The following is a 21,166-nucleotide window of genomic DNA, read 5'->3' as shown; positions in this document are numbered from 1 at the left end:
GGCTCGATAACGAGCTCAAAAAAGAAAACTTGATGCCAAAGCATCTTGTTTGACTTCAACTCTGCATGGTAAATCTATAAGGTCAAATAGGTCAATTTAACCTCTTTCAATATAACATGATTGGGATATTTCAGCAAGTCGAAAGGGTGATCATTATGGGGTGGCGAACGATTGTGGTGACACAACACGCAAAAGTATCATTGATGACTGGGAACTTGGTGATTCAAACGGACACAGACCGCTTACATGTACCGGTTCGTGACGTGGGAGTACTATTGTTTCAGACTCTGCAGACAGTCATTACAGCACCAGCAATTATTGCGCTAGCCGAGAAACAGGCTAAAATTATTTTTACTGGTCAGAATGGCCAGCCAATTTGTACGACCAGCGGTGACTACACCAAGGCTCAATCGATGGTAACGGTAGGAAAACAAGTGACCTGGAATCCTCAGCGAATCCAGAAGTTGTGGACCAGAATCGTGGCCAGTAAGATACAAAATCAAATTCAAGTTGTTCGTTTTATTGGTCAGGATACTAAGGACCTAGACCAAGAATTTAAACAATTAGAATTGAATGATGTCACTAACCGTGAAGCAGTTATTGCGAGAAAATATTTTCCTCTCGTTTTTGGTCCTGATTTTTCACGAACGGATTTGGATCCCATCAACGCGGCACTAAATTATGGATATGCGCTACTTTTGGCGGCGATTGATCAGGCAATCAGTACTCGAGGATACTTAACCTGTTGGGGGATTCATCACTCGCGAACGGATAACGCTAATAATTTGGGCTCTGATTTAATGGAACCCTTTCGACCAGTGATTGACCAATGGGTGTCACAACAGAAAATGAGAGATTTCACGCCGGACATCAAGTATGGACTGGTTGAGTTGCTGGATGTTGAACTGACTTTCAATGATCAAAAGACGATTTTACGAAATGCAATTCCTAAGTATGTTGACCAATGTCTTAATTATTTAGACCAAACTAGTCAGAAAATTCGAATTGAGGTGGATTTGCCAAGTGAGGTATCGAGTCATGCGATTAATGGTTCTGTTTGATTTACCAGTAGAAACCAGCCAAGATCGCCGTAACTATCGTAAATTTCAGAAAACGTTAATTCAAGAAGGCTTCTTCATGATGCAGTATTCAGTCTATGTTCGAGTGTGTGCTAATTCAAAAGCAGCGGAAGCAGTGGAGCAACGCCTAAAAGGAATTGTACCCGCAGATGGTTTGGTGCAAACTTTGATGATGACGGAAAAACAATATCAAGATATGCACTTCTTGGCTGGTAAACCCAATGAAGATATCTTGAATTCAGCGGACCGGACGGTGATTATATGAAATTGACTTATTATGGGTATCAGCCGTTTGATGTTCAACCGGGAGAAATTACCGTGTTAGCGACCGCAGCGCCTAAAATTTATCATGATTTGGTGATAGGCTTACGGGATGATATGGACACAGTTCGGCTGGCGTCAGATGATTTTGAGCTCTTAAAGCACAGTCAGGCCAGCCATTGGTATGGTGATCCGGTGTTGGAAATTGATTTGAATAAAATTTTCCAGCGCAAACTCCAAGATTTGTTTTTGAAGAGTTTATCGGAAAAACAAGTGGTACAGTTAACTGACGATTGGCAACGGATTATTACCCAAATTTTGGGTGACAGTTATTTACTGGATGTGCCGTTAAACGTTCCGGAAACGCCGGCTTTAGCAAAGTTGGTTAAGTTAAGTGGCCTGCAACTAGAAGAGTCCGTGAATCGGGAACCATATGGTATACTAGAAACGTTAATTAAGACACTTGTGGAGTTAAATGATCAGAAAATGGTTGTTTTGACCAATATTAGCCATTACCTACAGGTCCCGCGACTAAAAATGTTACGGAAGGTAGTGGCAACTACATATTTGCCAGTTCTTGACATCGAATTCTCAGAAAACCGACAAAAAGACTATTTTAAGGAATGCCGCTATCACTTCATTGATCACGACTTTATCCTTTGGTAGTCTGCTTTAGATGATATTTTGATGAGTATATGATGGCTTCAGCTTCAGATGCATGGTAAATCTATAAGGTCAAAACCCGAACTCCGGCAAATCTTGCCCCAGCAAAGGCTTCAGATGCATGGTAAATCTATAAGGTCAAAACCCATACGCCGATTTTTCCCACCAATTCAACTGCTTCAGATGCATGGTAAATCTATAAGGTCAAAACCTTACGTGCCCCCATCTTGTTAGTCTCAATGGCTTCAGATGCATGGTAAATCTATAAGGTCAAAACCGCTTAAATAGTGCCGAGAACCTATTGTGTAGCTTCAGATGCATGGTAAATCTATAGAATCAATCATCATAACTAATACCGGGATTAACAAATTGGGTCTTTGTTAATCCCGGTATTTAATCTGTTCAAAAATTTCATACGATAAAATATGGTCCTGATACCCAGCATTCGCCAGAGTATCAGGACCATATTATTTCAGTTAATCTAATGATTGCCGACCAGCTCAATCCGCTGTACCAATCAATTTGGCCACGTCGAGGTTGTCATGCTGTTCGTACGCGAATTGTTGTGCCGGGGTGAAGGGTTGCTTAGGATCCACCGGCCGGGTCAACAAAGTCGTGACTTCGGAACGGCTGACGTTTTTTGGCGCCAGGGCCCGCAGTCCGCCGCCGGGTAGGGGAATCAACGTGTAACCCCGCTGCATCAATTGTTGCTTCAAAGCACGGTATTGCGCCGCTTCTAAGTATTGCGGGGCCAAGTGAACGGTCTCCCCGGTGGCATGTTCCACGTAAGAAGAGTTAAGCCAAACAGCAGTCGTTGTCAAAGTTTGAACCATGATCAGACATCCTTTCGAATTGGCAAGTAGGCTCAGTGCCGAGCAACAATTTCCCGGTTTAGGAGCTTACCGGTTGCTTACTTTTAGTATACCATTTCTCACAGTGAACGATAAGGTGATGCCGTGAATTATTTCACAATTATCGTATGATAACTAAAGATTTTCCCGAATTGAATCTTTTAACAGAAAGGTTCAAAATAGGATTATCTTACTAAATAAAGCGGTAACACGAAGGGAATGGAGTCAGATGGTCAAACGGTTATGGCAATTGGGCGCCGCACAGCGCTGGAAAATGTATTTACAATTTCTCGGTCAGTGGGGTGGGCGCTTACTGGTGGTCACGCTAGTTTGGGCTGGCGCACAATGGGCTGTCACGGGGCGCATTCACGGAGGCTTAATTGTCCTCATCGCCATCCAATTGTTCATCACCCTCAGCTATCTGGTCGTCAGTCCCTGGTTGAGCCGTAACGGTTGGGCGGCCGCGGCCAGCCAGAACCTGCAGAAACAGTTCTTAGCTGCCGACCTCCAGTCAGCTCGCAGTCACGATGACGTGATGCAAGGCCTCCACCAGGACTTAAGCACGTTACGGGCGGTCGCCATCTTCTTTGACACGATTATCCCCACCATTTTAGAACTGAGTCTTACGGGGTTGGTCTTACTGGGCGTCGTGCTGTGGGCCCACGCCTGGACCGTTTTGATTCCCGTGGGTGGCATCCTATTACTCGGGGCCAGTATGGGGGCCTTACAGAGCCTGGGCAACCGAGAAAATTTAGCCTACATCGCCAGTTTTAATCACATGGGGCAACGCTTTTTAGATGACTTCTTGGGAATGCGAATGCTGATCATGTACCAGCGCCAACACCGCTACGCGCAAGACTTTGCGGCCGATTCGGAAAACTTTCGTCAGAAAACCATGGGCGTTTTACGGTACCAACTCCAGTCACTGACCATCATGGATTTCTGTCTGTACGGGGCCATTGGGTATTTCTTATTAGCGCAGGTCACCGCCGTCCGAACGCAAAGTTTATCGCTCAGTACTGCACTAGGTATCGGGATGCTCACGGCAGTCTGGTTGATCGATTTTCGCCAATTTGGGTATTTTATCCACGTGTTCATCGCGACGTTACCGAAATTACGACACCTCTTTCAAGTGATCGATGCGCCGGTAGTTCCCACTGTAACTACGGGGCAGGTCACGTTGAGTAAGCTAGTGAACCAATTGACAGTCACGGGCACCGTGGGGTATCCCAACCAAAAACTCTTTACGTTTGGTGAGGTCACGCTTACGCCGGGGACCTTAGTGGGGCTTACCGGTCCCAGTGGTAGTGGAAAAAGCACCTTGGCGGCGACCGTGATGCAACGGCTAGCCCTGCTCAATGGTAAGATCACCGTAAATAGGCACATCGATTTAGCTACAATCAGTGCTCAAAGTTGGTTACAACATGCCAATTATCTGGGGCCAACGACCAGTCTTTTTGCCGGCACCTTAGCGGAGAACCTCCAGTTAGGGCGGCCCCAAGGCGATTGGGCGGCCCGACTCGACCGCCTTGGGTTGTGTCAATTCGTCCGGCAGTTACCGGACCGGTACGCCACGCAAATCGGGAAGAACGGAGTCCGTTTGTCACCAGGTCAACGCCAACAGGTCGCAGTGGCCCGGGCCATCTTAGCGGACCAGGACGTATATATCTTCGATGAGATTACTTCAAACATCGACCCGACCAATGCTAACCACATCATGGCGGCGTTACACCGGTTGGCCCGGACTAAAATCGTCTTGTTGATTACGCACCGGTTAGCTGACTTGCAGGACCTGTCGCAACTGTACGTCGTGGCCGACCATCGTCTGGTTGGTGGAACGTTCACCAGCCTACAAGCGCAGGTCCCGGCCTTTGCCCAGCAAGTGGCCGAGCAGCAACGGTTATTAGCGGAGGTGACGCGCGCATGAGCTTATTGAAACGACTACTTCAAACGGCGGGGCGCCTCAACTGGATTCTAGGCGCCAGTGTTGTCGCCGGAATCGCGGCCACACTCTTGCAACTGGGCCTACTATGGGGCGGCTTTCTGGTTCTATTTCAACCAGTTGCACACTGGTGGCTCTGGCTGATTATTCTGGCCTTAGCCGGTGGCTTGTGCCGGTTTGGCGAACAGTATCTCGGGCACTTAGCCGCGTTTAAAATCTTGGACTACCTGCGAAATTTGACCTATCAAAAACTACTGTACTTAGCACCAGCCAAACTAGACGACCAACGTCAAAGCGACGTTTTAAAACTATTAGCCCAAGACATCGCCCAGATTGAGACCTTTTACGCCCACACCTTAGCGCCGGTCCTGATTGGTGTGGGGCTGGCAATCGGATTGACGGTAGGATTTTGGCTTGCCGCGCCAGTTCTGGGGGTCATTGCTTTAGTGGCTTACGCCCTGATTGGCCTCATCATTCCGCTGACCAGTCGCCGGCACCTGGCGACGTTAGCCCAGCAACAAGCCCAAGCCGATGCCAGTGAGCAGCGGCAATTAACCGCGCTCATCACCGGACGACAAACGTTACAACAGTACGCCGCCATTTCCGCGCGAACGGCAACGCTCAATCAGACCACACAGGCTTATTGGCGGGTCAACCGTAAACGATCCCTGCGACAAACGCAAAATGCGGTCGGCATGCAACTGGTCGTCATCGTGAGTTTAGCCGCCGTCATCGCCGTGGTGGTGACACAACAACTCCCACTAATCCTTGCGGTGATCTTTCCCTTGACGTTTAGTCGCTTACTTGATTTAGGTAACCTACCAGGGACTTTGAGTGGCGGCTTGTTGGCCGCCCGCCATGTCTTCGCGTTTTTGGATGAGTCACCACGCGTGGTGGAAACGGGTCAGGCTAAACTGGGGCCTATCCAAGCGGTGGCGCTGACTGACGTTGCTTTTGCCTACCCGCAACGGCCCACGGCTCCGATTTTAAGGCATACCGACTTACGCCTGCGGGCGGGAGAACGTGTTGGTATCGTCGGCCCCAGTGGGGCGGGGAAGTCGACCATCATTAAATTGATCATGCGCTGGTACACACCTGACCAGGGGACTATCGCGGTCAATGATCGTCCCATTACGACCTATTCGCTGGACCAACTCCGTCAACAGATCAACGACGTCCCCCAGGTGGCGCAAGTCTTTGACGGGACCCTGCGGGAAAATCTGACCTTACGGGTGACCGCCTTCACCGATGCGCAACTGTGGCAAGTCCTCGACTGGGTCCATTTGACGGCAGCGATTCGCCGCTTGCCCGACCAATTAGCGACCCAGGTCTCACGTGATCGGCCCATTTTGTCGGCCGGGGAGGTTCAACGCTTAGAGTTGGCGCGGGCTTTATTACACCCCAGCTCGCTCTTGATTCTGGACGAGCCCACGAGTAACCTAGATGTCGTGAACGAAGCCGTGATTTTGACCGCCGTGCAGCACCACTATTCCGGCACCGTGATTCTGGTGACTCACCGGGAAAGTTCGCTGGCTCTGTGTGACCGGGTACTAGAATTGAATCACGGTCAATTGCGCCCTCGTCAGCACGCGGGTAACCCGGTTGAGACGAAGGGAAAAGGGGGAAAGTAGGGCATGACTAAAATTGCGTTGATTTCGGACGTCCACGGCGACGTGACGGCGTTAAAGGCCGTGGTAGCCGATGCCAAACAGGCCGGCTGTACGGTCTTTTGGCTGATTGGCGACTTGTTCTTACCGGGACCGGGCGCCCACGACTTATTAGCATTGCTCGACAGTCTGCCTCTCAGTGCGTATGTGCGTGGTAACTGGGAAGACAACTTACTTGAGGCCATCGACGGCCCCATTCAGATTCACCGACCTCGCAAAATTTACCTGGCGATTCTGGGTGATGCCGTGCGGGCCCAATTGACAACCGCTGACATTAAGCGACTTCATCACTTGCCACTGGTTCAAACGCGACAAGTCGACGGACTTCAATTTCAATTGAGCCATAACCTGCCAACCCAAAACTATGGTAAAACGTTGCGGCCGGTGGGCGAACAAACCGCTTTCGACCAATTGGTGGGTACTGATGCAGACGTGGCGGTCTACGGTCACACCCACCAACAATTACTGCGCTGGAGTTCGGCCGGTCAGCTGGTCATCAACCCCGGCACGGTGGGGATGCCCTATCCCGATTGGCCCAGCTTTTCGGCGGATCTTCGGGCCCAATACGCCATCGTGACCACTCACGGGCCGGCGCTACCAGACGTCGATTTTCGCCGGGTCAGTTATGATGTGGATGCGGAACTGGCGTTAGCAACTCAGCGGCACTGGCCGTACCTTGAGTTGTACGTTGAGCAATTACGCCACGGGATGGTCAACACTCATGACGCTGCGGCTTTGACGGCGTTGACCGAACGTCTGCATTACGCGCCCTGGTTGGCCGCTATCTTGCGGCGGACGAAGACGCCTTAAAAGTTATCGATAGCTGCATTAAATTTTACGGTGACGAGTTCTGGGCCAAGCTCTGGAGCTCGGTTTTTAGCGGAGTGCCCGTGAGAAGGGGATTCTGCTAAATAAAATTGTTGCTACCGCGGGTATCTGCTAAGATGGGAACGAAAGCTTTACCGTAACGGGGCGCCCGAGTTAAATTTTGGCCGCGTCCATTACTGAATTTAAAATTTAACCGATAAGGAAGTAATAGATGATGACACACATCGTAACGGGTATTGTGGCCCACGTCGATGCGGGGAAGACCACGTTATCGGAGGCGTTGCTCTACCGGGCCGGGGCCCGCGCGCAACTGGGCCGTGTCGATAACGGGGACGCGTTTTTAGACCCCGATGACCTAGAAAAACGGCGGGGGATTACCATCTTTTCACACCAGGCCAGCTTGCAATATCATGACCTCAATCTGACGATGCTCGATACTCCGGGACACGTGGATTTTGCGGCCCAGACCGAACAAGTCCTTAGTGTACTGGATTATGCCATTTTGGTGGTTTCGGCCACCGACGGGATTCAGGGATACACGCGGACCTTGTGGCGCTTACTACAACGCTATCAGGTACCGACCTTTATTTTTATCAATAAATTGGACGTGGCCGGGACCACGGCTCAACCAATCATCGACCAGCTCCAAGCGGAACTTTCGCCGGGATGCCTGGCCTTTAACCCCACCGGGGATGAGGCAACACTGCCCGCAGCGGTCGTAGAAGACGTGGCCATGCAAGATGACGACGTGTTAGCCGCTTACCTCGAGACCGGGAAGTTGGCCGATACCACGGTTCAACAGATGATCCGTGAACGCAAGGTCTTCCCATGTTATGTGGGATCGGCCTTAAAAGTTGCTGGGGTCGACGCCTTTTTGGCTGGTTTGGCTCACTGGACCACGCCGCAGACCTATCCGCAAGACTTCGGGGCCCAGGTCTTTAAGATTTCCCACACCGCCAAGCACGAACGCTTGACCTGGGTCCGGGTCACGGGCGGAGAGTTACGCCCCAAGGACTTGGTGCTCGGCGAACAAAAGGCCAACCAACTGCGGGTGTACAATGGCGAAAAGTTCACGGCGGAACCGGTGATTAAAGCTGGTGACGTCTGTGCGATTCCGGGACTAGTCGCAACTTTTCCGGGTCAGGGCTTAGGTCAAGCGGCATACGCGGCGACACCCGCGATGCAACCGGTACTGACCTACACGTTAGACCCACAAGCTGAAGACCTGCATGCTTGTTTAACCGCCCTGCGTGAGCTGGAAGACGAAGACCCGCAGTTACACGTGTCCTGGTCTAGCCAACTCCAAGAGTTGCGGGTCCAGATTATGGGGGATGTCCAACTGGAGATCCTCGAACAGATTTTAGTCGATCGCTTCCATTTGACCGTGGGCTTTGATGCCGGTAGTATCCTCTATCGCGAGACCATCACCCAGGCCGTCGAAGGAGTCGGGCATTTCGAACCGCTTCGGCACTACGCCGAGGTTCACGTGCTGATACAGCCCCAGCCGCGAGGCAGCGGGCTGTCGTTTGCGGCCGACTGTAGTCTGGAGGTCCTAGGGAAAAATTGGCAGCACCAAGTTTTAACTAACCTCCAGGCTAAGACCCAGCTGGGTGTTTTGGTGGGTGCCCCGTTGACCGACGTCAAACTGACTCTGGTGACCGGCCGAGCCAGTATCGTCCATTCGGTCGGCGGCGACTTCCGTGAAGCTACCTGGCGGGCAGTCCGGCAGGGGTTGATGATAGCTAAGACCGCTCAGCACTGCCAGTTACTCGAACCCTGGTACCGGTTCCGCTTAGAAGTTGGTCAGAATCAGTTAGGTCGGGCCATGAGCGATATCCAACGGTTACACGGTAGCTTTGAAACGCCGGACAGTACCCCGTCGGCGACCGGCCTAGTCACCTTGACTGGTGTGGCCCCAGTGAGTGAGCTACAGGGCTACTCCCAGGAAGTACGCGCCTACACCCACGGGCAGGGCCAACTAGAATGCTTGATTGACGGTTACCGACCGTGTCACAACGCCGTCGACGTGATCACCGAACAGGCCTATGACCCCGTGGCCGACCTGCCCAACACGCCGGATTCGGTATTCTGCGCCCATGGAGCGGGGTACCCCGTCAAATGGGACCAGGTTCCCGACGCCGCGCACGTGCCGTACGCCTATACGCCAGCAGAACTTGCGGCGTTGGCTTAACTTAGATTACAATCGCACGACAAAAAGCATCCGGTTCACTATCCCCAGCAGGGAAAACGTGAACCGGATGCTTTTAAGTTAGCCGATGCTAGTCGTCGGCCTCGTCGTTATTAGTTGTGGTCGTGGTACCTTGATCATCCGCTGAGGATGTCGTGGACGTTGCGGACGACGAGCTACTGGACGTTGTGGTGGCGCTACTACTGTTGGTATCGTCATCATCATCACTACCACCGGACGGGCGTTGTTCGGTACTCGACGATTCTTTGGAAGAACTGGATTCCGTAGTCGAAGTTCCAGTCGAACTGGAGCTGGTCGTGACTTGGCTGTTACTGCTGTAAGCCGACGAACTGCTGGTGTTGGTCGAGCCGTACTGACTGCTTGACGTGGTGTCAGACGTGGTGTCGGAGACCGTGCCAGGGTGACCCGTGACGTAGTATTCCGTCGTATTATTCTTCTTGGTCGCCGTGACGGTGCTTGGCGCCGTCCAATTGGAATTAGTGCTCTTGGAGGCCAAGTAGGTCATCTCGTACTTGTAGATCTTCTGGGCGATTGAAGTTTGACTTTCACTGACGTAATGACCGGTCTGGAACTGTTTGTCGTATCCGGTCCAGACAGAGATGGCGTAGTTCTTGGTGTACCCGGTAAACCAGGAATCCATGGTCGCGCCATCCGGCACTTTATCGGCGTAGTCGTCCGGGTAGGAGTCCGTCCCGGTCTTCCCGGCCTGATACAAACCAGAGATGGCCGCGGAACGCCCTGAGCCATTCTCGTTGGTGATGACGTCTTTCATCATGTCGGTCAACATGAAGGCCGTGGCACTCGACATGGCTTTGTTGCCGTTAGACGAGTACTTATGGGATTTGCCGTCTTGGGTAACGACTTTGGAGACCAGGTAAGGCTTGTAGTAGGTCCCGCCGTTAGCGAAGGCGGCGTAAGCGGCGGCTTCTTGTTCGGAGGAGATGTACAACCCGATCCCGTTTTGCAGGGTCAGGGTCTTATCGAAGGTCATCCCCAGACCCTTTAAGAAAGTCGTGGCCTTCTTGATCCCAACGTTTTGTAGGGTCCGGACCGCCGGAATGTTCCGGGATTCATAGAGGGCCTTACGCATAGTGATGGTCCCTTGATACTCCTTATCCCAGTCGTAAAGTTTCTTTGTCGTGCCGGGGTAGGTAAAGGCGGTATCCTTCACGGATTCGTAAGTTGGGTAATAAAGATACTCGATGGCTGGCCCATAGTCCATCAGTGGTTTAGCCGTTGAAGCACTAGAACGGTCGGTCTGCACGGCCCGGTTCAACCCGAAGCTGACATTCCCAGTCTTGCGGCCCCCAATCATGGCAACGACCTTCCCGTTGTTCGGGTTGACGATGGTAGAGCCAACTTGGAACTTGCTGGACGGGAAGTCGACATAGTTGTCGGTGTTGACGATGTTATACAACTTCTTTTGGGCGCCCATATCGAGATTGGTGTAGACCTTGAGGCCCCCGTTCGTGGTGTTATAACCCTTATTCTTCAATTCTTGATAGACCTGTTTAAGGTAGGCGTCGACGACCTTGGTCGTGTGGGCGCTCGTGGCGCTGGTCGTATTGTGATTCTTGACCACACCAGTCTTGACACTGGTAGCCTCGGCGGCTTTAGCTTGAGCCGAAGTGATGACCTTGTTTTTGGCCATGGCTTCTAAGACCAAGTCGCGCCGTTGTTTGGCGTACTTCGGATAATGGATCGGATCGTAAAGGCTTGGTCGTTGTGGCATCCCCGCTAATTGGGCCATTTGGGCCAAGTTGAGCTTGGACAGCTTCTTACCGTAGTAGTATTGTGCGGCCGTCTGCATGCCGTAGACGCCGTTGCCCATGTAGACCTTGTTGATATAGTACTCGAGAATCTGTTGCTTGGAGTAATTATGATCGACCTTCAGGGCCAACCAGGCTTCTTGGGCCTTGCGCTTCAGCGTTCGGTCGGAAGCCGCCGTCGAGAAGACGGACAGCTTGACCAGTTGTTGCGTTAAGGTACTACCACCTTGCATCCCCAGTGAAGAGCCGGTAACGTTGGCAAACGCGGCGCCGATGATACGCACGGGGTCGATCCCGTTGTTCTTGTAGAAACGCCGATCTTCAGTTGAAACGACGGCTTTTTCCAGCATCTTCGGAATGTTCTTAGACTTGACGTAGGTTCGGTTCTGCGCGCCGAGGCGGGAAATGACCTTGCCATTAGCGTCGTAGATCCGAGTCGAAGCGTCACTAGACAGGGCACTTTGCGAAATTTTGGGAGCACTTTGGGCGTAGTAGAAGAACAAGCCCGCCCCGGCGAGGAGCCCTAAAACGATGATGGCAACGAAAACAAATAGGATCCGCCGAAAGGTGCGCCAACCATGACGGGGCTTCTTGGGCCCCGGTTTGCGGTCAGCGTTTCGGCTCATCCGGGTTTCTCGCGGTTCATTGTGACTAGACATGGTAATCTCCTTTGTAAGTTAAACGTAGCTACTCGACGCGTGGGTCTAGGCGAGGAGTTGATCTACAGCCTTTAGGTAAGGAATTAAAGGCTGGATTTTGGGGGGAATCAAGATCCCGTGCGCCGCAATCTCGGCGTAAGGGATTGATTTTCGGCCACCTTTGACCTGATCATCCCAGAAGGTGAAGAGGTCTTCGGCCCGGTACAGGTAGATCTCCTGGTGGGCGACGAATTTAATAATGGCGAAACAGATGCCCCCCTGAGCGGTACAGGCGCGAAAGTGGTCGATCTGGTGCTGATGAAAATTTTTGAGGGGAAACGACGTCTTGTTGCGCGTTTCCTTGGCATCAAAGTCCAAATAGTGGCCCTGATAGACCCCGTTATAGTCGGTCGTCGACGCGGTGCTAAAGTAGGCCTCTTTAATCACCGCGGCGCTGCGCTTCGGGTAGTCGACCTTGACAATCCGAATGGGCGTCGGTTTTTTATGAACGACCGCTAAGCCGTGGGTTTCGTAATAAACATTACTTTCATTGAGCGCTTCTTCTAGCGACATGCCCCGTTTACCGTAGTTGGTATACTGGTCGGAAAAGTGGGACGGGTGGTTAGTGGCTGGCGCTCGGTAGGCATGCCCATTGGGATACCGGATGGTCATGATGCCTCACACTCCTTTGTGTTGCTGGCCCAGTTATTGATATTATACCAAGCTGACCGTAAAATAAAAACTCCCAAACTGACCTCGACCCCGGCTTTTCTGAAAATTTACACCTTAATGATTGCCCCGTCCGGAGATTTTCGCTACACTAATAGGTAGAGAAGCCAGATTGATTGAAGCGGGTGATGTGGTGAGTCGTTTATGGCTAACGGGGTACCGCAGCTATGAATTTGGGGTGTTTGGCACCCAGGATCCTAAGCTGGTGGTGATTAAGGCGACCCTGAAGAAGCTATTGATCGAAAAAATTGAAAACGGCGTCGATTGGCTGATCACCGGTGGTCAATTAGGCGTTGAGCAGTGGGCCGTTGAGGTGGCCTTAGCCTTAAAACCCACGTATCCCGAGTTACACGTGGCGATGATGACGCCGTTTGCAGAGTTTGGGAGTCAGTGGAACGAAACGAACCAGGCGACGTACGCACAACTAAGCAGTCGGGTGGATTTTCACCGGGCCGTTAGTAGCCAACCCTATCACGGCCCCCAACAATTAAGAAACTATCAAGAATTTATGCTGACCCATACGGACGAGGCGGTCTTGGTTTATGATTTAGAGGTTACGGGGAAACCCCAGTACGATTATCGGGCCGTCGTACGGTATCAGGAGCAGCATCCGTACCCGTTGACCCTGATTGATATGGACTGGTTACAGGAAAGTGCCAACGAATATCAAGAAAATTTAAATAACAGTTCCCAAAATGAATGAAAACTGGTATTATAAATAGTGCCGGTTCGATAAGACAACGAGGTGTAGTGATCAATGGAAAACGTTAATTTTACTCCCAAAGAAATTTTACAAAAGCAATTTCGGCAGAAGATGCGGGGTTACGACCCTGATGACGTGGATAGCTTCTTAGACAACGTCATCAAGGATTACGATACCTTTGTCAAAGAGAATCAACGGCTACAAGAAGAAAACGAGCGGTTATTGTCAAAAGTCGATGAGCTGACCAAGCAGGTCCAAGTCGGCGGCAGTCAACCGCAAGCCACAACGGCCAGTTCGGCCTCTTCGAACGTCTCCAACATGGATATTTTGAAGCGGTTGTCCAACTTGGAGCGGCACGTTTTCGGCTCACAACTTGATAATGATCCAAACGAGTCACATCGTTTGTAAAATTATAATAACTGTGTAAATCCTGGGTAATTGCGGCCGGCTTAAGTCGGCTGAGGAAAGTCCATTCTCGCACAGGCTGCGATGCCTGTAGTGTTCGTGGTCGGTGAAAAAATAAGCCGGCGGACGTGAGCAATCACGTTACGGCGGGGGAAAACGACTAAGGCTTCGGCTATGTCTGAGTACCCCTGAAAAGTGCCACAGTGACGATACGTCTAGGGAAACCTAGGCGGTGGAACGCGGTAAACCCCTCGAGCGGGAAACCCAAACTTTGGTAGGGGAGCTTCACGTCAGGAATTGAACGATGCGTGGGGCAAGCAGAGATGCTTGAGATAGATGATTACCGCTGTGCGTCAGCTGCCTGAGTTAGCGTAGAGTACAAAACATGGCTTACAGGGATTTGCACGTTATCAGGTGGATGGAAGCTTGCTTCCATCCTTTTTTTTTACCCTTTTTTTGAATTGGGCTATACCTTAGTGGGTAACCTATGCTACCTTATAGGAACATAAGGAGTGTGGGGAGAAATGAAAACTCGTGAAAAGGTAACCCGGGTCTTAGCTGTGGCGGGCCAAGATCCGTATCAATTGGCAGCTGCGACCCAAATACCGGTGGCCTTGATCAACAATTTATTATGGCACAACTTACCGGTGGGGCAATTGACCTTGGCACAAGCCGAACGGTTGGCGGCTTATTGGGACCGGATGACCGTTGTTCAAGCCAACATACCGCGACAGATAAAACCATAACCTGATTCAGAATTAGCCAAGCGACCGGGAAGCTTGGCTATTTGGACTGGTTCGATCCTAACCGATCCTGGCTATTTGTGAAAACGTTTACTTGTGGTAGAATAAGCTTAACGTGTGGCCGCTAGGGGATGTAACGATCGGTTTGATGCGGCGACCGTCACTGGTTTTAGAACAAGGGTGACCCACCCGCAAACGTGAGACTGGGTGGATCGCTTTGTGTGCTCAGATGATTAACTTAGTCCAAGGAGGCTAAAATGATGCAAGCACAACTGGTCACGTATCCTGTTATTCTGCACCCGGATAACGGGGAATACAACGTCGAGATTCCCGATATTAACGATGACACCTGGATTCGAGGCACGAGTGCCCCGCAAGCACTGATTATGGCGCATGATATTTTAGGCAAGACACTCGCACGGTTGGAGACGTTACCGACGCCCACACCAACGACGCAATTAAATCTCCCGCACCAAGCGATTTTACACCTGGTGACCGTGGACTTAGCGGCCTTTCGGGTGGCCCCCAGCGACCACGAACACGTTTATTCTTAAGTCATAACGACGCTTAATTAGCAGGGTGGGCCAGGTGGTCCGCTCTTTTTTGCTGTCGTTCCCCGGCAAAATCCCTAAGAACAGTAGTCAGGGGCGGCGTTCAATGATACCATGTTCATGAGCCTCCTCTAAATGGCCAACAGTTAAGGCCTGGTTGGATGGTAGAACGTCCAACCAATGAGGAAGGTCCCAACAGGAGGACATTATGGAAAAATTTCATTTATACGCCGCAACGGCGGCCGGGGTCGAAGCCTTGGCTGGTCGCGAATTACGTGACCTGGGTTACGAGACCCAGGTCGAAAACGGCCGGGTGCGGTTTGATGGCACCATCGAAGATATTTTAAAAACTAATTTATGGCTACGAACGGCCGACCGGATTCGGATCATCGTGGCCGAATTTCACGCGGTCACCTTTGACGAGTTGTTCGAAGCGACGAAGGCCGTGGCTTGGGATCGTTACTTACCCATGGACGCCGCTTTTCCGGTCGAAGGGCGTTCGCAAAAATCGCAATTACACAGTGTACCGGATGCACAAGCCATCGTGAAAAAGGCGGTCGCCACTAAGATGGCGGCGGTCTATCACCGGCGGACGCGCTTGCCTGAAACCGGGGCCACGTACCCACTAGAAGTCATCATCAATAAAAATCACGTGATGCTCACACTGGACACCACCGGACCGAGTCTATTCAAACGCGGTTACCGGGTCGGTAAGGGGGGCGCGCCCATCAAGGAAAACATGGCGGCGGCTTTGATTGCCCTGACCAGTTGGCACCCCGACATGCCGTTCGTGGACCCTGTATGTGGGTCCGGGACCATTCCTATCGAAGCGGCAATGATTGGCCGGAACTTGGCACCGGGTTATAACCGGGACTTCTTGTGTGAAAAATGGGATTGGATCCCCAACGCCTTGAGCCAGCAAGTGCGAGCAGAAGCCGATGACCAGGCTGATTACACCACACCACTGCAAATCTTTGGGAGCGACATCGATGAAAATATGGTAGCTATCGCCAAGAAGAACGCCGTGGAAGCTGGTTTGGCCCAAGATATCGAGTTCAAACAATTGGCTGTCCAGGATTTCCAGACGGACTTACACCACGGAGTCATCGTCGCTAACCCGCCTTACGGGGAACGGTTGAGTGACCAAGCCGGCGTCCGGGAACTTTATAAGCAAATGGGTCAAGTCTTTAAGCCACTCACGGACTGGTCGAAGTACATCTTGACGGCTGACCTCGAGTTCGAACATTTCTACGGCCAAAAGGCCACTAAGAAACGCAAGCTCTACAACGGGGCGTTGCGGACGGATTACTTCCAGTTCTGGGCTCAACGGCGGCCCCGTACTAAGAAGGCGTAGCCGATGGCTCAACTAACTGACTGTGTGTTTTGCCAAAAAAACGATATTATTATGGAAAATGACTTGGCGAAGGCCTTTTGGGACCTGCATCCGGTGCGCTTAGGCCACCTGTTGGTCGTCCCTAAAGACCATTACGCGACCTACTTCGATGTGCCCCAAGTGACGCGGCAGGCGATGGACGCCCTCTTGTTTCGAGCGAAAGCATTTTTGGACCAGCAGTACCATCCGGCCGGTTACAACGTCGGGGTCAACGTCAATCCTGCGGGTGGCCAGAGTGTGATGCACGCTCATATCCACCTGATTCCACGCTACACGGGTGACGTGAAGGACCCGCGTGGGGGGGATGCGCAATTTGATTCCCCATCCGGTTCGGCGGCAACGTTAACTAACGGTCTCGTTTCGGGGCCAGGGTTAGCCGTTGGTTAAGTGAAGTGAGTAGAATAACCCAAGATTCATGATTGGTGCAGACCGGTCGTGAGTCTTGGGTTATTTGTGTTGGGATATTGGTGACGCGAAATTGAGTCGGTGACTTTACCTTCCGGCAGAATCTGGTAAACTGAATTAGGGGCGCCAAAGAAAAATGGCGACCCGTAATAATAAAAAATCTTATAATCCAAGGAGATCCAAACGGATGATGACGATTTACAGTTATAACCAGCTAATGCTCAATGATTTGGCACCGTATCCAATGGTCGATCAGTTGCTCCAAATGGTCCAACTGGCACCCGCGCGGGACTGGGACCAGTCCGCCACGACGCACGCAGCACCGACACACTAACTTTGAACTATGGGGGAAGCAACAATGACGGGAGTCTATGGGGATATTCATTTTATTTTGGCCAGTTCGTTACTGAACGTGGAGTTGAGCCGACTGACGGGATTGCCAAGTCCCGTGATCAAACAATTACGGGACCGGAAATTGCCGGTCGCCAGCCTAACACTGGCCCAAGCCGAACGGTTTTGTGCGGCTCGCAGCGTGGTGGCGATTTATGAGGAACGTTACCAACAAGCCTGTTGGGAATCGCATTGACCTGTAAGAAGTCTTGAATGTAATAAAAATTAACATATATGGTAATGACAATGACTTTAACCGCCGAAAATGACCGGGTTTAACCAATGAATTGCTAAATTAAGCCGAAATTACCCTAAAAAGCCTGACAAAAGCTAAAACTTGTGTTAGAACTTATAACATAAAGAAAAAAGAGGGCGTGGCTGATGAATTTAGCAAATACAGCGTTTGTGTTGATCGCAAGTATCTTGGTCCTATTTATGACTCCCGGGCTAGCGTTTTTTTACGGGGGATTGGTCACGGAGAAGAACGTCGTCAATACCATGTTGTCGGTCTTTATCATGACCGGGGTCGCCATCGTACTTTGGGTGGCCGTAGGTTATACACTGGCGCTTTTGGGGAACATTTTGGGGGTCATTGGGAACTTAAAACACGTCTTCATGGCTGGGGTGAACTTGGCTGGGTTGACCGCGACTAAGATTCCGGTCGGGGATTATTCGTTGTTCCAGATGATGTTTGCCATCATCACTCCGGCCTTGTTCGTTGGGGCAATCGTGGGGCGCATCCGCTTTAAATTTTTACTGGTGTTTCTGATTGCTTGGTCCATCTTCATCTACTACCCGATGGTCCACTTGGTTTGGAGCCCGGCCGGGTGGTTGGCGCGGCTCGGTGTGCTGGACTTTGCCGGGGGCACCGTGGTGCACATCAATGCGGGGGTCACGGCCTTAGTACTTTCACTGTGGTTAGGCCCGCGGTTGACTGCCGCCAAGAAAAACGACCATTACAACCTACCGTGGGTCTTACTGGGCACGGCGATTCTGTGGATCGGCTGGTACGGCTTTAATGCCGGGAGTGCTTTAGCCGTTAACAGCGTGGCCATGCAAGCGGCCATCACCAGTACGGTGGCGACTGCCACGGCGATGGTGGTTTGGATGGGCTTAGACCTCTGGACAACTGGGAAACCGACGCTGGTCGGCGTCTGCACGGGAACCCTGTGTGGACTGGTCGGCATCACGCCGGCAGCTGGCTACGTCACGGTCCTAGGCTCCGTTGCGATTGGCGCTTGTGCGACGTTGACTAGTTACGCGTTCATCACGTTACTCAAGCCACGGTTGGGCGTCGATGACACCTTGGATGCCTTCGGGTGCCACGGGGTCAGTGGCATCGTCGGCAGTCTCTTGACGGGGGTCTTTGCGACCAAGTCCGTCAATGCAGCCGTGGTGACCAATGGGCTGGCGTACGGTGGCGGCTGGCATTTGCTGGGCGTCCAAACCTTAGCGACCGGCTTTACGATCATCTTCGTTGCCGCGATGGGCAGCCTCTTGATTTGGGGCCTCAAAGCGGTCTTCCCTATGCGGGTTAACGCGGTCGAGGAACGCTTAGGCTTGGATGAAGGCGAACACGGCGAACGGGCCGACTACACGGTGGGATTGAACGCAAAATTGGGTGCCTTTACCGCCGACCAGGAAAAGTACGCCCCAGAATTCAAGGGTCAGTTAGAGCAACTCCACGCACCAGTCAGTGACGAAGCACAATGGCTAACTGGTAAGCATAAAGATTAGGCATAAGAACTGAGGGGGAGTCCGTCATGGTAAGCAAGCAGGAGGCCGATAGCTGGGTCTTAATCGAGGTTAAGGCACCAGCCCTTAATTCGGCCCAACGCCTGTTTCTCTGGGCGCTGTTAAAAATCGGGTTTACACAGCAGAGTGGTGAGATCACCCTGTCATGGCAAAAGATTCGCCAGCTTTTAGTGGCGCAGACGCCGGCCACTCCCCGCGACTTTTGGAACGACTTCTTGTTACCCTTATCCAAGGTAACCTTTAAGTTTCAACTAGCCCATTCGATTAGTGTGGGCGACTTCTTTCGGGGTCAAGAGATCGACGACCATTCCGGACGGGTAACGGTGTCGCTGACGCCGCAAGTGTTACGACGATTAAACACACCCGCGAATTTGATTCTGTTAGGTGCAACGATTTTCGACCAATTCCAGATGTAAGGGACTGGTTGAAAATCAAGCCAAGGTGTCTTTCCACAGGCGCCTTGGCCGGCCAGTCAGCCGACTTAGTTTGTCAATTGACCAGGTCAAAAGCGTCGCGGAGGTTAAGTTTAGGTAAGGTTCGACGAAAAGGTTTGCAACTCCCCCTTGATATTGCTATCCTGGAAACGTGGTTGGGGCCACAATTATTTCGGGGAATTTAGGGGGAATTGACATGACAAAAGATGCGATTGCATTGATCATCCTGGTGGTGTTAGCAGTTGGCTTATTAAGCTTGATACTGATGAAGTCCCTATTATGGGCAGTCGGTTTTCCGATCGGCTTCGCAGCACTGGCTATTCTGTGCTACGGCGGGGAAGCTTTACTCACAAAATACAAAACTAAACAGCGTCAAGCTTAGCGACAAAATAAAGGAGGCCCGTGAGCCTCCTTTTTGTTTTGGTATAATAAAGTTAAGCGTGGCGTGAGGGGCAAGTCACGTGAATCTTAGGTGGCGGTATCTAGGTGAGGCCGTCAATAAGGGGGTATCAGGTGATGATTTCTAGGGAAAAGAAGGCCGCGTTTAATCGGATGGCGAATTCGGGGCGTCTTTACAATAGTGATGATCCAGAACTCTTGGCTTACCAACGGGAGCTGGTACAAAAGATCAATGTGTTTAACCAGTTGCCAGAAACCGATGCGGGGCTAAAACAACGCGACGCGATTTTACGAGAAGTTCTGGGAACTTATGGGGAAGGCTTAGCCATCTTGCCGCCCGTCTACGCGAATTTCGGCTTAAAGCACGTCCACGTCGGCCACGATGTTTTTATTAATTTTAATAACAATTTTGTCGACGACGGGGAGATTTTTATTGGTAGCGACACGATGATCGGACCGGGTTGTACGTTGGCGACGGCGGCCCACCCCACGTCCCCGCGCTTACGGCGGGCTAAGCTCCAGTTCAATCAACCCATCCATATTGGTGAAAACGTCTGGATCGGTAGTGGGGTCACCGTCTTACCAGGAGTGACGATTGGAGATAATGCCATTATTGGTGCGGGCAGTATCGTGACCAAGGACATCCCGCAAAACGTGATTGCGGTGGGGGACCCCGCCCGCGTGTTGCGGGCCATCACCGCCAACGATGATGTTTTTTATAATAAAGAGAAACGTATTCCCCAGGATATTCGCGCTAAATACCTTCAAAATGACTAGCCCCGAATAACCTTGGATACTTAGGGTTGGTAGCAGTAAAACTAAACGAAATAATGAGGAAGTGACGTCCATGGATCGTACCCAACCAGTAGAATTAGTGACCATGGTGATGGTCCAGAATCCTGAAACCCAGCAGGTTCTGGTCGAAGATAAAGTCAACGTGCCCTGGAAAGCGGGTCATAGTTTTCCCGGCGGCCACGTCGAAGCTGGCGAAAGTGGACTCCACGCTGCCTTGCGTGAAGTCCGTGAAGAAACCGGCCTGCACCTTACGACCGCGGAATTTTGTGGGACTTGCGAGTGGTTCGACCAGGACCACGGGCGCCGGAAACTGGGCTTGCTGTATCGGGGCACCCAATTTACCGGAACCCTGCAGAGTAGTGCCGAGGGCCGGGTGTATTGGTTAGCGGAAAACGAGTTGACCGTGGCCAACAGTGCGGCGAGTCTATTGACCCTGTTAAAGGTCTTTCATCGAGACGTGCCGGCCGTGGTCTGTGACGAGTGGGATGGGCCCTTACAAGTCGATACGAGTCAAGGGTAACTAAAAAGCGGCTGGCAGTTCGATATCACGTCGAATT

The 21,166-nt window shown here is 51.6% G+C and carries 23 protein-coding genes, 1 other RNA gene and 1 CRISPR repeat array; of the genes, 21 read left to right on the top strand and 3 right to left on the bottom strand.

Annotated elements, in window-relative coordinates; all coding sequences use genetic code 11:
• Positions 1–173 precede the first annotated feature (173 nt).
• The 3 genes from cas1 to csn2 are packed head-to-tail and all read left to right on the top strand — an operon-like array spanning position 174 to position 2,006.
• Positions 174–1,061 carry a type II CRISPR-associated endonuclease Cas1 gene (gene cas1, locus H3M12_RS09625; protein WP_325065011.1) on the top strand — a complete coding sequence of 296 codons (888 nt, stop codon included), beginning with the start codon at positions 174–176 and terminating at the stop codon, positions 1,059–1,061.
• Positions 1,039–1,344, top strand: coding sequence for a CRISPR-associated endonuclease Cas2 (gene cas2, locus H3M12_RS09620; RefSeq protein WP_129032530.1), 306 nt, complete (start codon positions 1,039–1,041; stop codon positions 1,342–1,344). Before cas1 ends, cas2 begins: the two co-directional genes overlap by 23 nt.
• Entirely contained in the window at positions 1,341–2,006 is a 666-nt protein-coding gene (gene csn2 / locus H3M12_RS09615; protein ID WP_129032529.1) for a type II-A CRISPR-associated protein Csn2, read from the top strand. The genes cas2 and csn2 overlap by 4 nt, the downstream gene beginning before the upstream one ends.
• Before the next feature lie 41 nt (positions 2,007–2,047).
• Positions 2,048–2,347: a CRISPR direct-repeat array (repeat unit 36 nt; unit sequence GCTTCAGATGCATGGTAAATCTATAAGGTCAAAACC).
• A 156-nt stretch (positions 2,348–2,503) separates the two neighbouring features.
• On the opposite strand, the gene H3M12_RS09610 is transcribed toward csn2, so the two are convergent.
• Positions 2,504–2,836 (bottom strand): hypothetical protein, encoded by a 333-nt coding sequence (locus tag H3M12_RS09610; RefSeq protein WP_129032528.1) that lies wholly within the window; start codon positions 2,834–2,836, stop codon positions 2,504–2,506.
• A gap of 247 nt (positions 2,837–3,083) precedes the next feature.
• On the opposite strand from H3M12_RS09610, the gene H3M12_RS09605 reads away from it, so the two are divergent.
• The 4 genes from H3M12_RS09605 to H3M12_RS09590 all read left to right on the top strand — a co-directional run bounded on the left by H3M12_RS09605 (position 3,084) and on the right by H3M12_RS09590 (position 9,482).
• The gene (locus tag H3M12_RS09605) at positions 3,084–4,781 is read left to right on the top strand and encodes an ATP-binding cassette domain-containing protein (RefSeq protein WP_129032527.1); all 1,698 of its coding nucleotides are present in this window, start codon (positions 3,084–3,086) and stop codon (positions 4,779–4,781) included.
• Positions 4,778–6,427 (top strand): amino acid ABC transporter ATP-binding/permease protein, encoded by a 1,650-nt coding sequence (locus H3M12_RS09600; protein ID WP_129032526.1) that lies wholly within the window; start codon positions 4,778–4,780, stop codon positions 6,425–6,427. The genes H3M12_RS09605 and H3M12_RS09600 overlap by 4 nt, the downstream gene beginning before the upstream one ends.
• Before the next feature lie 3 nt (positions 6,428–6,430).
• On the top strand, positions 6,431–7,273 hold the full coding sequence (locus H3M12_RS09595) for a metallophosphoesterase family protein (RefSeq protein ID WP_129032525.1): 843 nt from the start codon (positions 6,431–6,433) through the stop codon (positions 7,271–7,273).
• A 232-nt stretch (positions 7,274–7,505) separates the two neighbouring features.
• On the top strand, positions 7,506–9,482 hold the full coding sequence (locus H3M12_RS09590) for an elongation factor G (protein WP_129032524.1): 1,977 nt from the start codon (positions 7,506–7,508) through the stop codon (positions 9,480–9,482).
• A gap of 88 nt (positions 9,483–9,570) precedes the next feature.
• Here the strand turns inward: H3M12_RS09590 and H3M12_RS09585 are convergent, their stop codons facing one another.
• Together H3M12_RS09585 and recU are read right to left on the bottom strand one after the other, a co-directional pair.
• Positions 9,571–11,928 (bottom strand): transglycosylase domain-containing protein, encoded by a 2,358-nt coding sequence (locus H3M12_RS09585; protein WP_182150671.1) that lies wholly within the window; start codon positions 11,926–11,928, stop codon positions 9,571–9,573.
• Positions 11,929–11,973: 45 nt separating this feature from the next.
• Complete coding sequence (gene recU, locus H3M12_RS09580) at positions 11,974–12,579, bottom strand: Holliday junction resolvase RecU (protein WP_129032522.1); 606 nt, start codon at positions 12,577–12,579, stop codon at positions 11,974–11,976.
• Between the two features lie 190 nt (positions 12,580–12,769).
• Between recU and H3M12_RS09575 the strand changes: the two genes are divergently transcribed.
• From H3M12_RS09575 to H3M12_RS09510, 14 genes are all read left to right on the top strand, one after another.
• Entirely contained in the window at positions 12,770–13,339 is a 570-nt protein-coding gene (locus H3M12_RS09575) for a DUF1273 domain-containing protein (RefSeq protein ID WP_129032521.1), read from the top strand.
• A 54-nt stretch (positions 13,340–13,393) separates the two neighbouring features.
• On the top strand, positions 13,394–13,747 hold the full coding sequence (gene gpsB, locus H3M12_RS09570) for a cell division regulator GpsB (RefSeq protein ID WP_129032520.1): 354 nt from the start codon (positions 13,394–13,396) through the stop codon (positions 13,745–13,747).
• 18 nt (positions 13,748–13,765) lie between these two features.
• Positions 13,766–14,142: RNase P RNA component class B (rnpB, locus tag H3M12_RS09565), an RNA gene on the top strand.
• Positions 14,143–14,268: 126 nt separating this feature from the next.
• The gene (locus H3M12_RS09560; protein WP_129032519.1) at positions 14,269–14,490 is read left to right on the top strand and encodes a hypothetical protein; all 222 of its coding nucleotides are present in this window, start codon (positions 14,269–14,271) and stop codon (positions 14,488–14,490) included.
• A gap of 257 nt (positions 14,491–14,747) precedes the next feature.
• Positions 14,748–15,041 (top strand): hypothetical protein, encoded by a 294-nt coding sequence (locus tag H3M12_RS09555; protein WP_182150670.1) that lies wholly within the window; start codon positions 14,748–14,750, stop codon positions 15,039–15,041.
• 205 nt (positions 15,042–15,246) lie between these two features.
• A complete protein-coding gene (locus H3M12_RS09550; RefSeq protein WP_129032517.1) occupies positions 15,247–16,392 on the top strand; it encodes a THUMP domain-containing class I SAM-dependent RNA methyltransferase in 1,146 nt (381 codons plus the stop codon).
• A gap of 3 nt (positions 16,393–16,395) precedes the next feature.
• Positions 16,396–16,818 carry an HIT family protein gene (locus H3M12_RS09545; protein ID WP_129032516.1) on the top strand — a complete coding sequence of 141 codons (423 nt, stop codon included), beginning with the start codon at positions 16,396–16,398 and terminating at the stop codon, positions 16,816–16,818.
• 205 nt (positions 16,819–17,023) lie between these two features.
• Complete coding sequence (locus tag H3M12_RS09540; RefSeq protein ID WP_182150669.1) at positions 17,024–17,170, top strand: hypothetical protein; 147 nt, start codon at positions 17,024–17,026, stop codon at positions 17,168–17,170.
• Between the two features lie 24 nt (positions 17,171–17,194).
• Positions 17,195–17,422 carry a hypothetical protein gene (locus H3M12_RS09535; RefSeq protein ID WP_129032515.1) on the top strand — a complete coding sequence of 76 codons (228 nt, stop codon included), beginning with the start codon at positions 17,195–17,197 and terminating at the stop codon, positions 17,420–17,422.
• Positions 17,423–17,607: 185 nt separating this feature from the next.
• Positions 17,608–18,963: an ammonium transporter gene (locus tag H3M12_RS09530; RefSeq protein ID WP_129032514.1), complete on the top strand. Its 1,356-nt coding sequence runs from the start codon at positions 17,608–17,610 to the stop codon at positions 18,961–18,963.
• Between the two features lie 26 nt (positions 18,964–18,989).
• Positions 18,990–19,397: a hypothetical protein gene (locus tag H3M12_RS09525; protein ID WP_182150667.1), complete on the top strand. Its 408-nt coding sequence runs from the start codon at positions 18,990–18,992 to the stop codon at positions 19,395–19,397.
• 214 nt (positions 19,398–19,611) lie between these two features.
• The gene (locus H3M12_RS09520) at positions 19,612–19,797 is read left to right on the top strand and encodes a hypothetical protein (protein WP_182150666.1); all 186 of its coding nucleotides are present in this window, start codon (positions 19,612–19,614) and stop codon (positions 19,795–19,797) included.
• Between the two features lie 134 nt (positions 19,798–19,931).
• Entirely contained in the window at positions 19,932–20,591 is a 660-nt protein-coding gene (locus H3M12_RS09515; protein WP_182150665.1) for a sugar O-acetyltransferase, read from the top strand.
• Between the two features lie 70 nt (positions 20,592–20,661).
• Complete coding sequence (locus H3M12_RS09510) at positions 20,662–21,129, top strand: 8-oxo-dGTP diphosphatase (RefSeq protein ID WP_129032510.1); 468 nt, start codon at positions 20,662–20,664, stop codon at positions 21,127–21,129.
• Positions 21,130–21,166: the final 37 nt, after the last annotated feature.

This window comes from Levilactobacillus suantsaii (assembly GCF_014069315.1).
In the GTDB taxonomy this organism is placed as follows: domain Bacteria; phylum Bacillota; class Bacilli; order Lactobacillales; family Lactobacillaceae; genus Levilactobacillus; species Levilactobacillus suantsaii.
The sequence above is the reverse complement of the archived record's forward strand: the minus strand, read 5'-3'. Positions and strand labels throughout refer to the sequence as shown.

Bases quoted from the DNA above. Each gene is read 5' to 3' on its own strand.
- H3M12_RS09525 (WP_182150667.1), top strand. From the start codon at position 18,990: ATGGTAAGCAAGCAGGAGGCCGATAGCTGGGTCTTAATCGAGGTTAAG.
- H3M12_RS09590 (WP_129032524.1), top strand. From the start codon at position 7,506: ATGACACACATCGTAACGGGTATTGTGGCCCACGTCGATGCGGGGAAG.
- H3M12_RS09520 (WP_182150666.1), top strand. From the start codon at position 19,612: ATGACAAAAGATGCGATTGCATTGATCATCCTGGTGGTGTTAGCAGTT.
- H3M12_RS09600 (WP_129032526.1), top strand. From the start codon at position 4,778: ATGAGCTTATTGAAACGACTACTTCAAACGGCGGGGCGCCTCAACTGG.
- recU (WP_129032522.1), bottom strand. From the start codon at position 12,579: ATGACCATCCGGTATCCCAATGGGCATGCCTACCGAGCGCCAGCCACT.
- H3M12_RS09545 (WP_129032516.1), top strand. From the start codon at position 16,396: ATGGCTCAACTAACTGACTGTGTGTTTTGCCAAAAAAACGATATTATT.
- H3M12_RS09610 (WP_129032528.1), bottom strand. From the start codon at position 2,836: ATGGTTCAAACTTTGACAACGACTGCTGTTTGGCTTAACTCTTCTTAC.
- H3M12_RS09560 (WP_129032519.1), top strand. From the start codon at position 14,269: ATGAAAACTCGTGAAAAGGTAACCCGGGTCTTAGCTGTGGCGGGCCAA.
- gpsB (WP_129032520.1), top strand. From the start codon at position 13,394: ATGGAAAACGTTAATTTTACTCCCAAAGAAATTTTACAAAAGCAATTT.
- H3M12_RS09555 (WP_182150670.1), top strand. From the start codon at position 14,748: ATGCAAGCACAACTGGTCACGTATCCTGTTATTCTGCACCCGGATAAC.
- H3M12_RS09510 (WP_129032510.1), top strand. From the start codon at position 20,662: ATGGATCGTACCCAACCAGTAGAATTAGTGACCATGGTGATGGTCCAG.
- H3M12_RS09595 (WP_129032525.1), top strand. From the start codon at position 6,431: ATGACTAAAATTGCGTTGATTTCGGACGTCCACGGCGACGTGACGGCG.
- csn2 (WP_129032529.1), top strand. From the start codon at position 1,341: ATGAAATTGACTTATTATGGGTATCAGCCGTTTGATGTTCAACCGGGA.
- H3M12_RS09535 (WP_129032515.1), top strand. From the start codon at position 17,195: ATGACGGGAGTCTATGGGGATATTCATTTTATTTTGGCCAGTTCGTTA.
- cas2 (WP_129032530.1), top strand. From the start codon at position 1,039: ATGCGATTAATGGTTCTGTTTGATTTACCAGTAGAAACCAGCCAAGAT.
- H3M12_RS09540 (WP_182150669.1), top strand. From the start codon at position 17,024: ATGATGACGATTTACAGTTATAACCAGCTAATGCTCAATGATTTGGCA.
- H3M12_RS09530 (WP_129032514.1), top strand. From the start codon at position 17,608: ATGAATTTAGCAAATACAGCGTTTGTGTTGATCGCAAGTATCTTGGTC.
- H3M12_RS09585 (WP_182150671.1), bottom strand. From the start codon at position 11,928: ATGTCTAGTCACAATGAACCGCGAGAAACCCGGATGAGCCGAAACGCT.
- H3M12_RS09605 (WP_129032527.1), top strand. From the start codon at position 3,084: ATGGTCAAACGGTTATGGCAATTGGGCGCCGCACAGCGCTGGAAAATG.
- H3M12_RS09550 (WP_129032517.1), top strand. From the start codon at position 15,247: ATGGAAAAATTTCATTTATACGCCGCAACGGCGGCCGGGGTCGAAGCC.
- H3M12_RS09515 (WP_182150665.1), top strand. From the start codon at position 19,932: ATGATTTCTAGGGAAAAGAAGGCCGCGTTTAATCGGATGGCGAATTCG.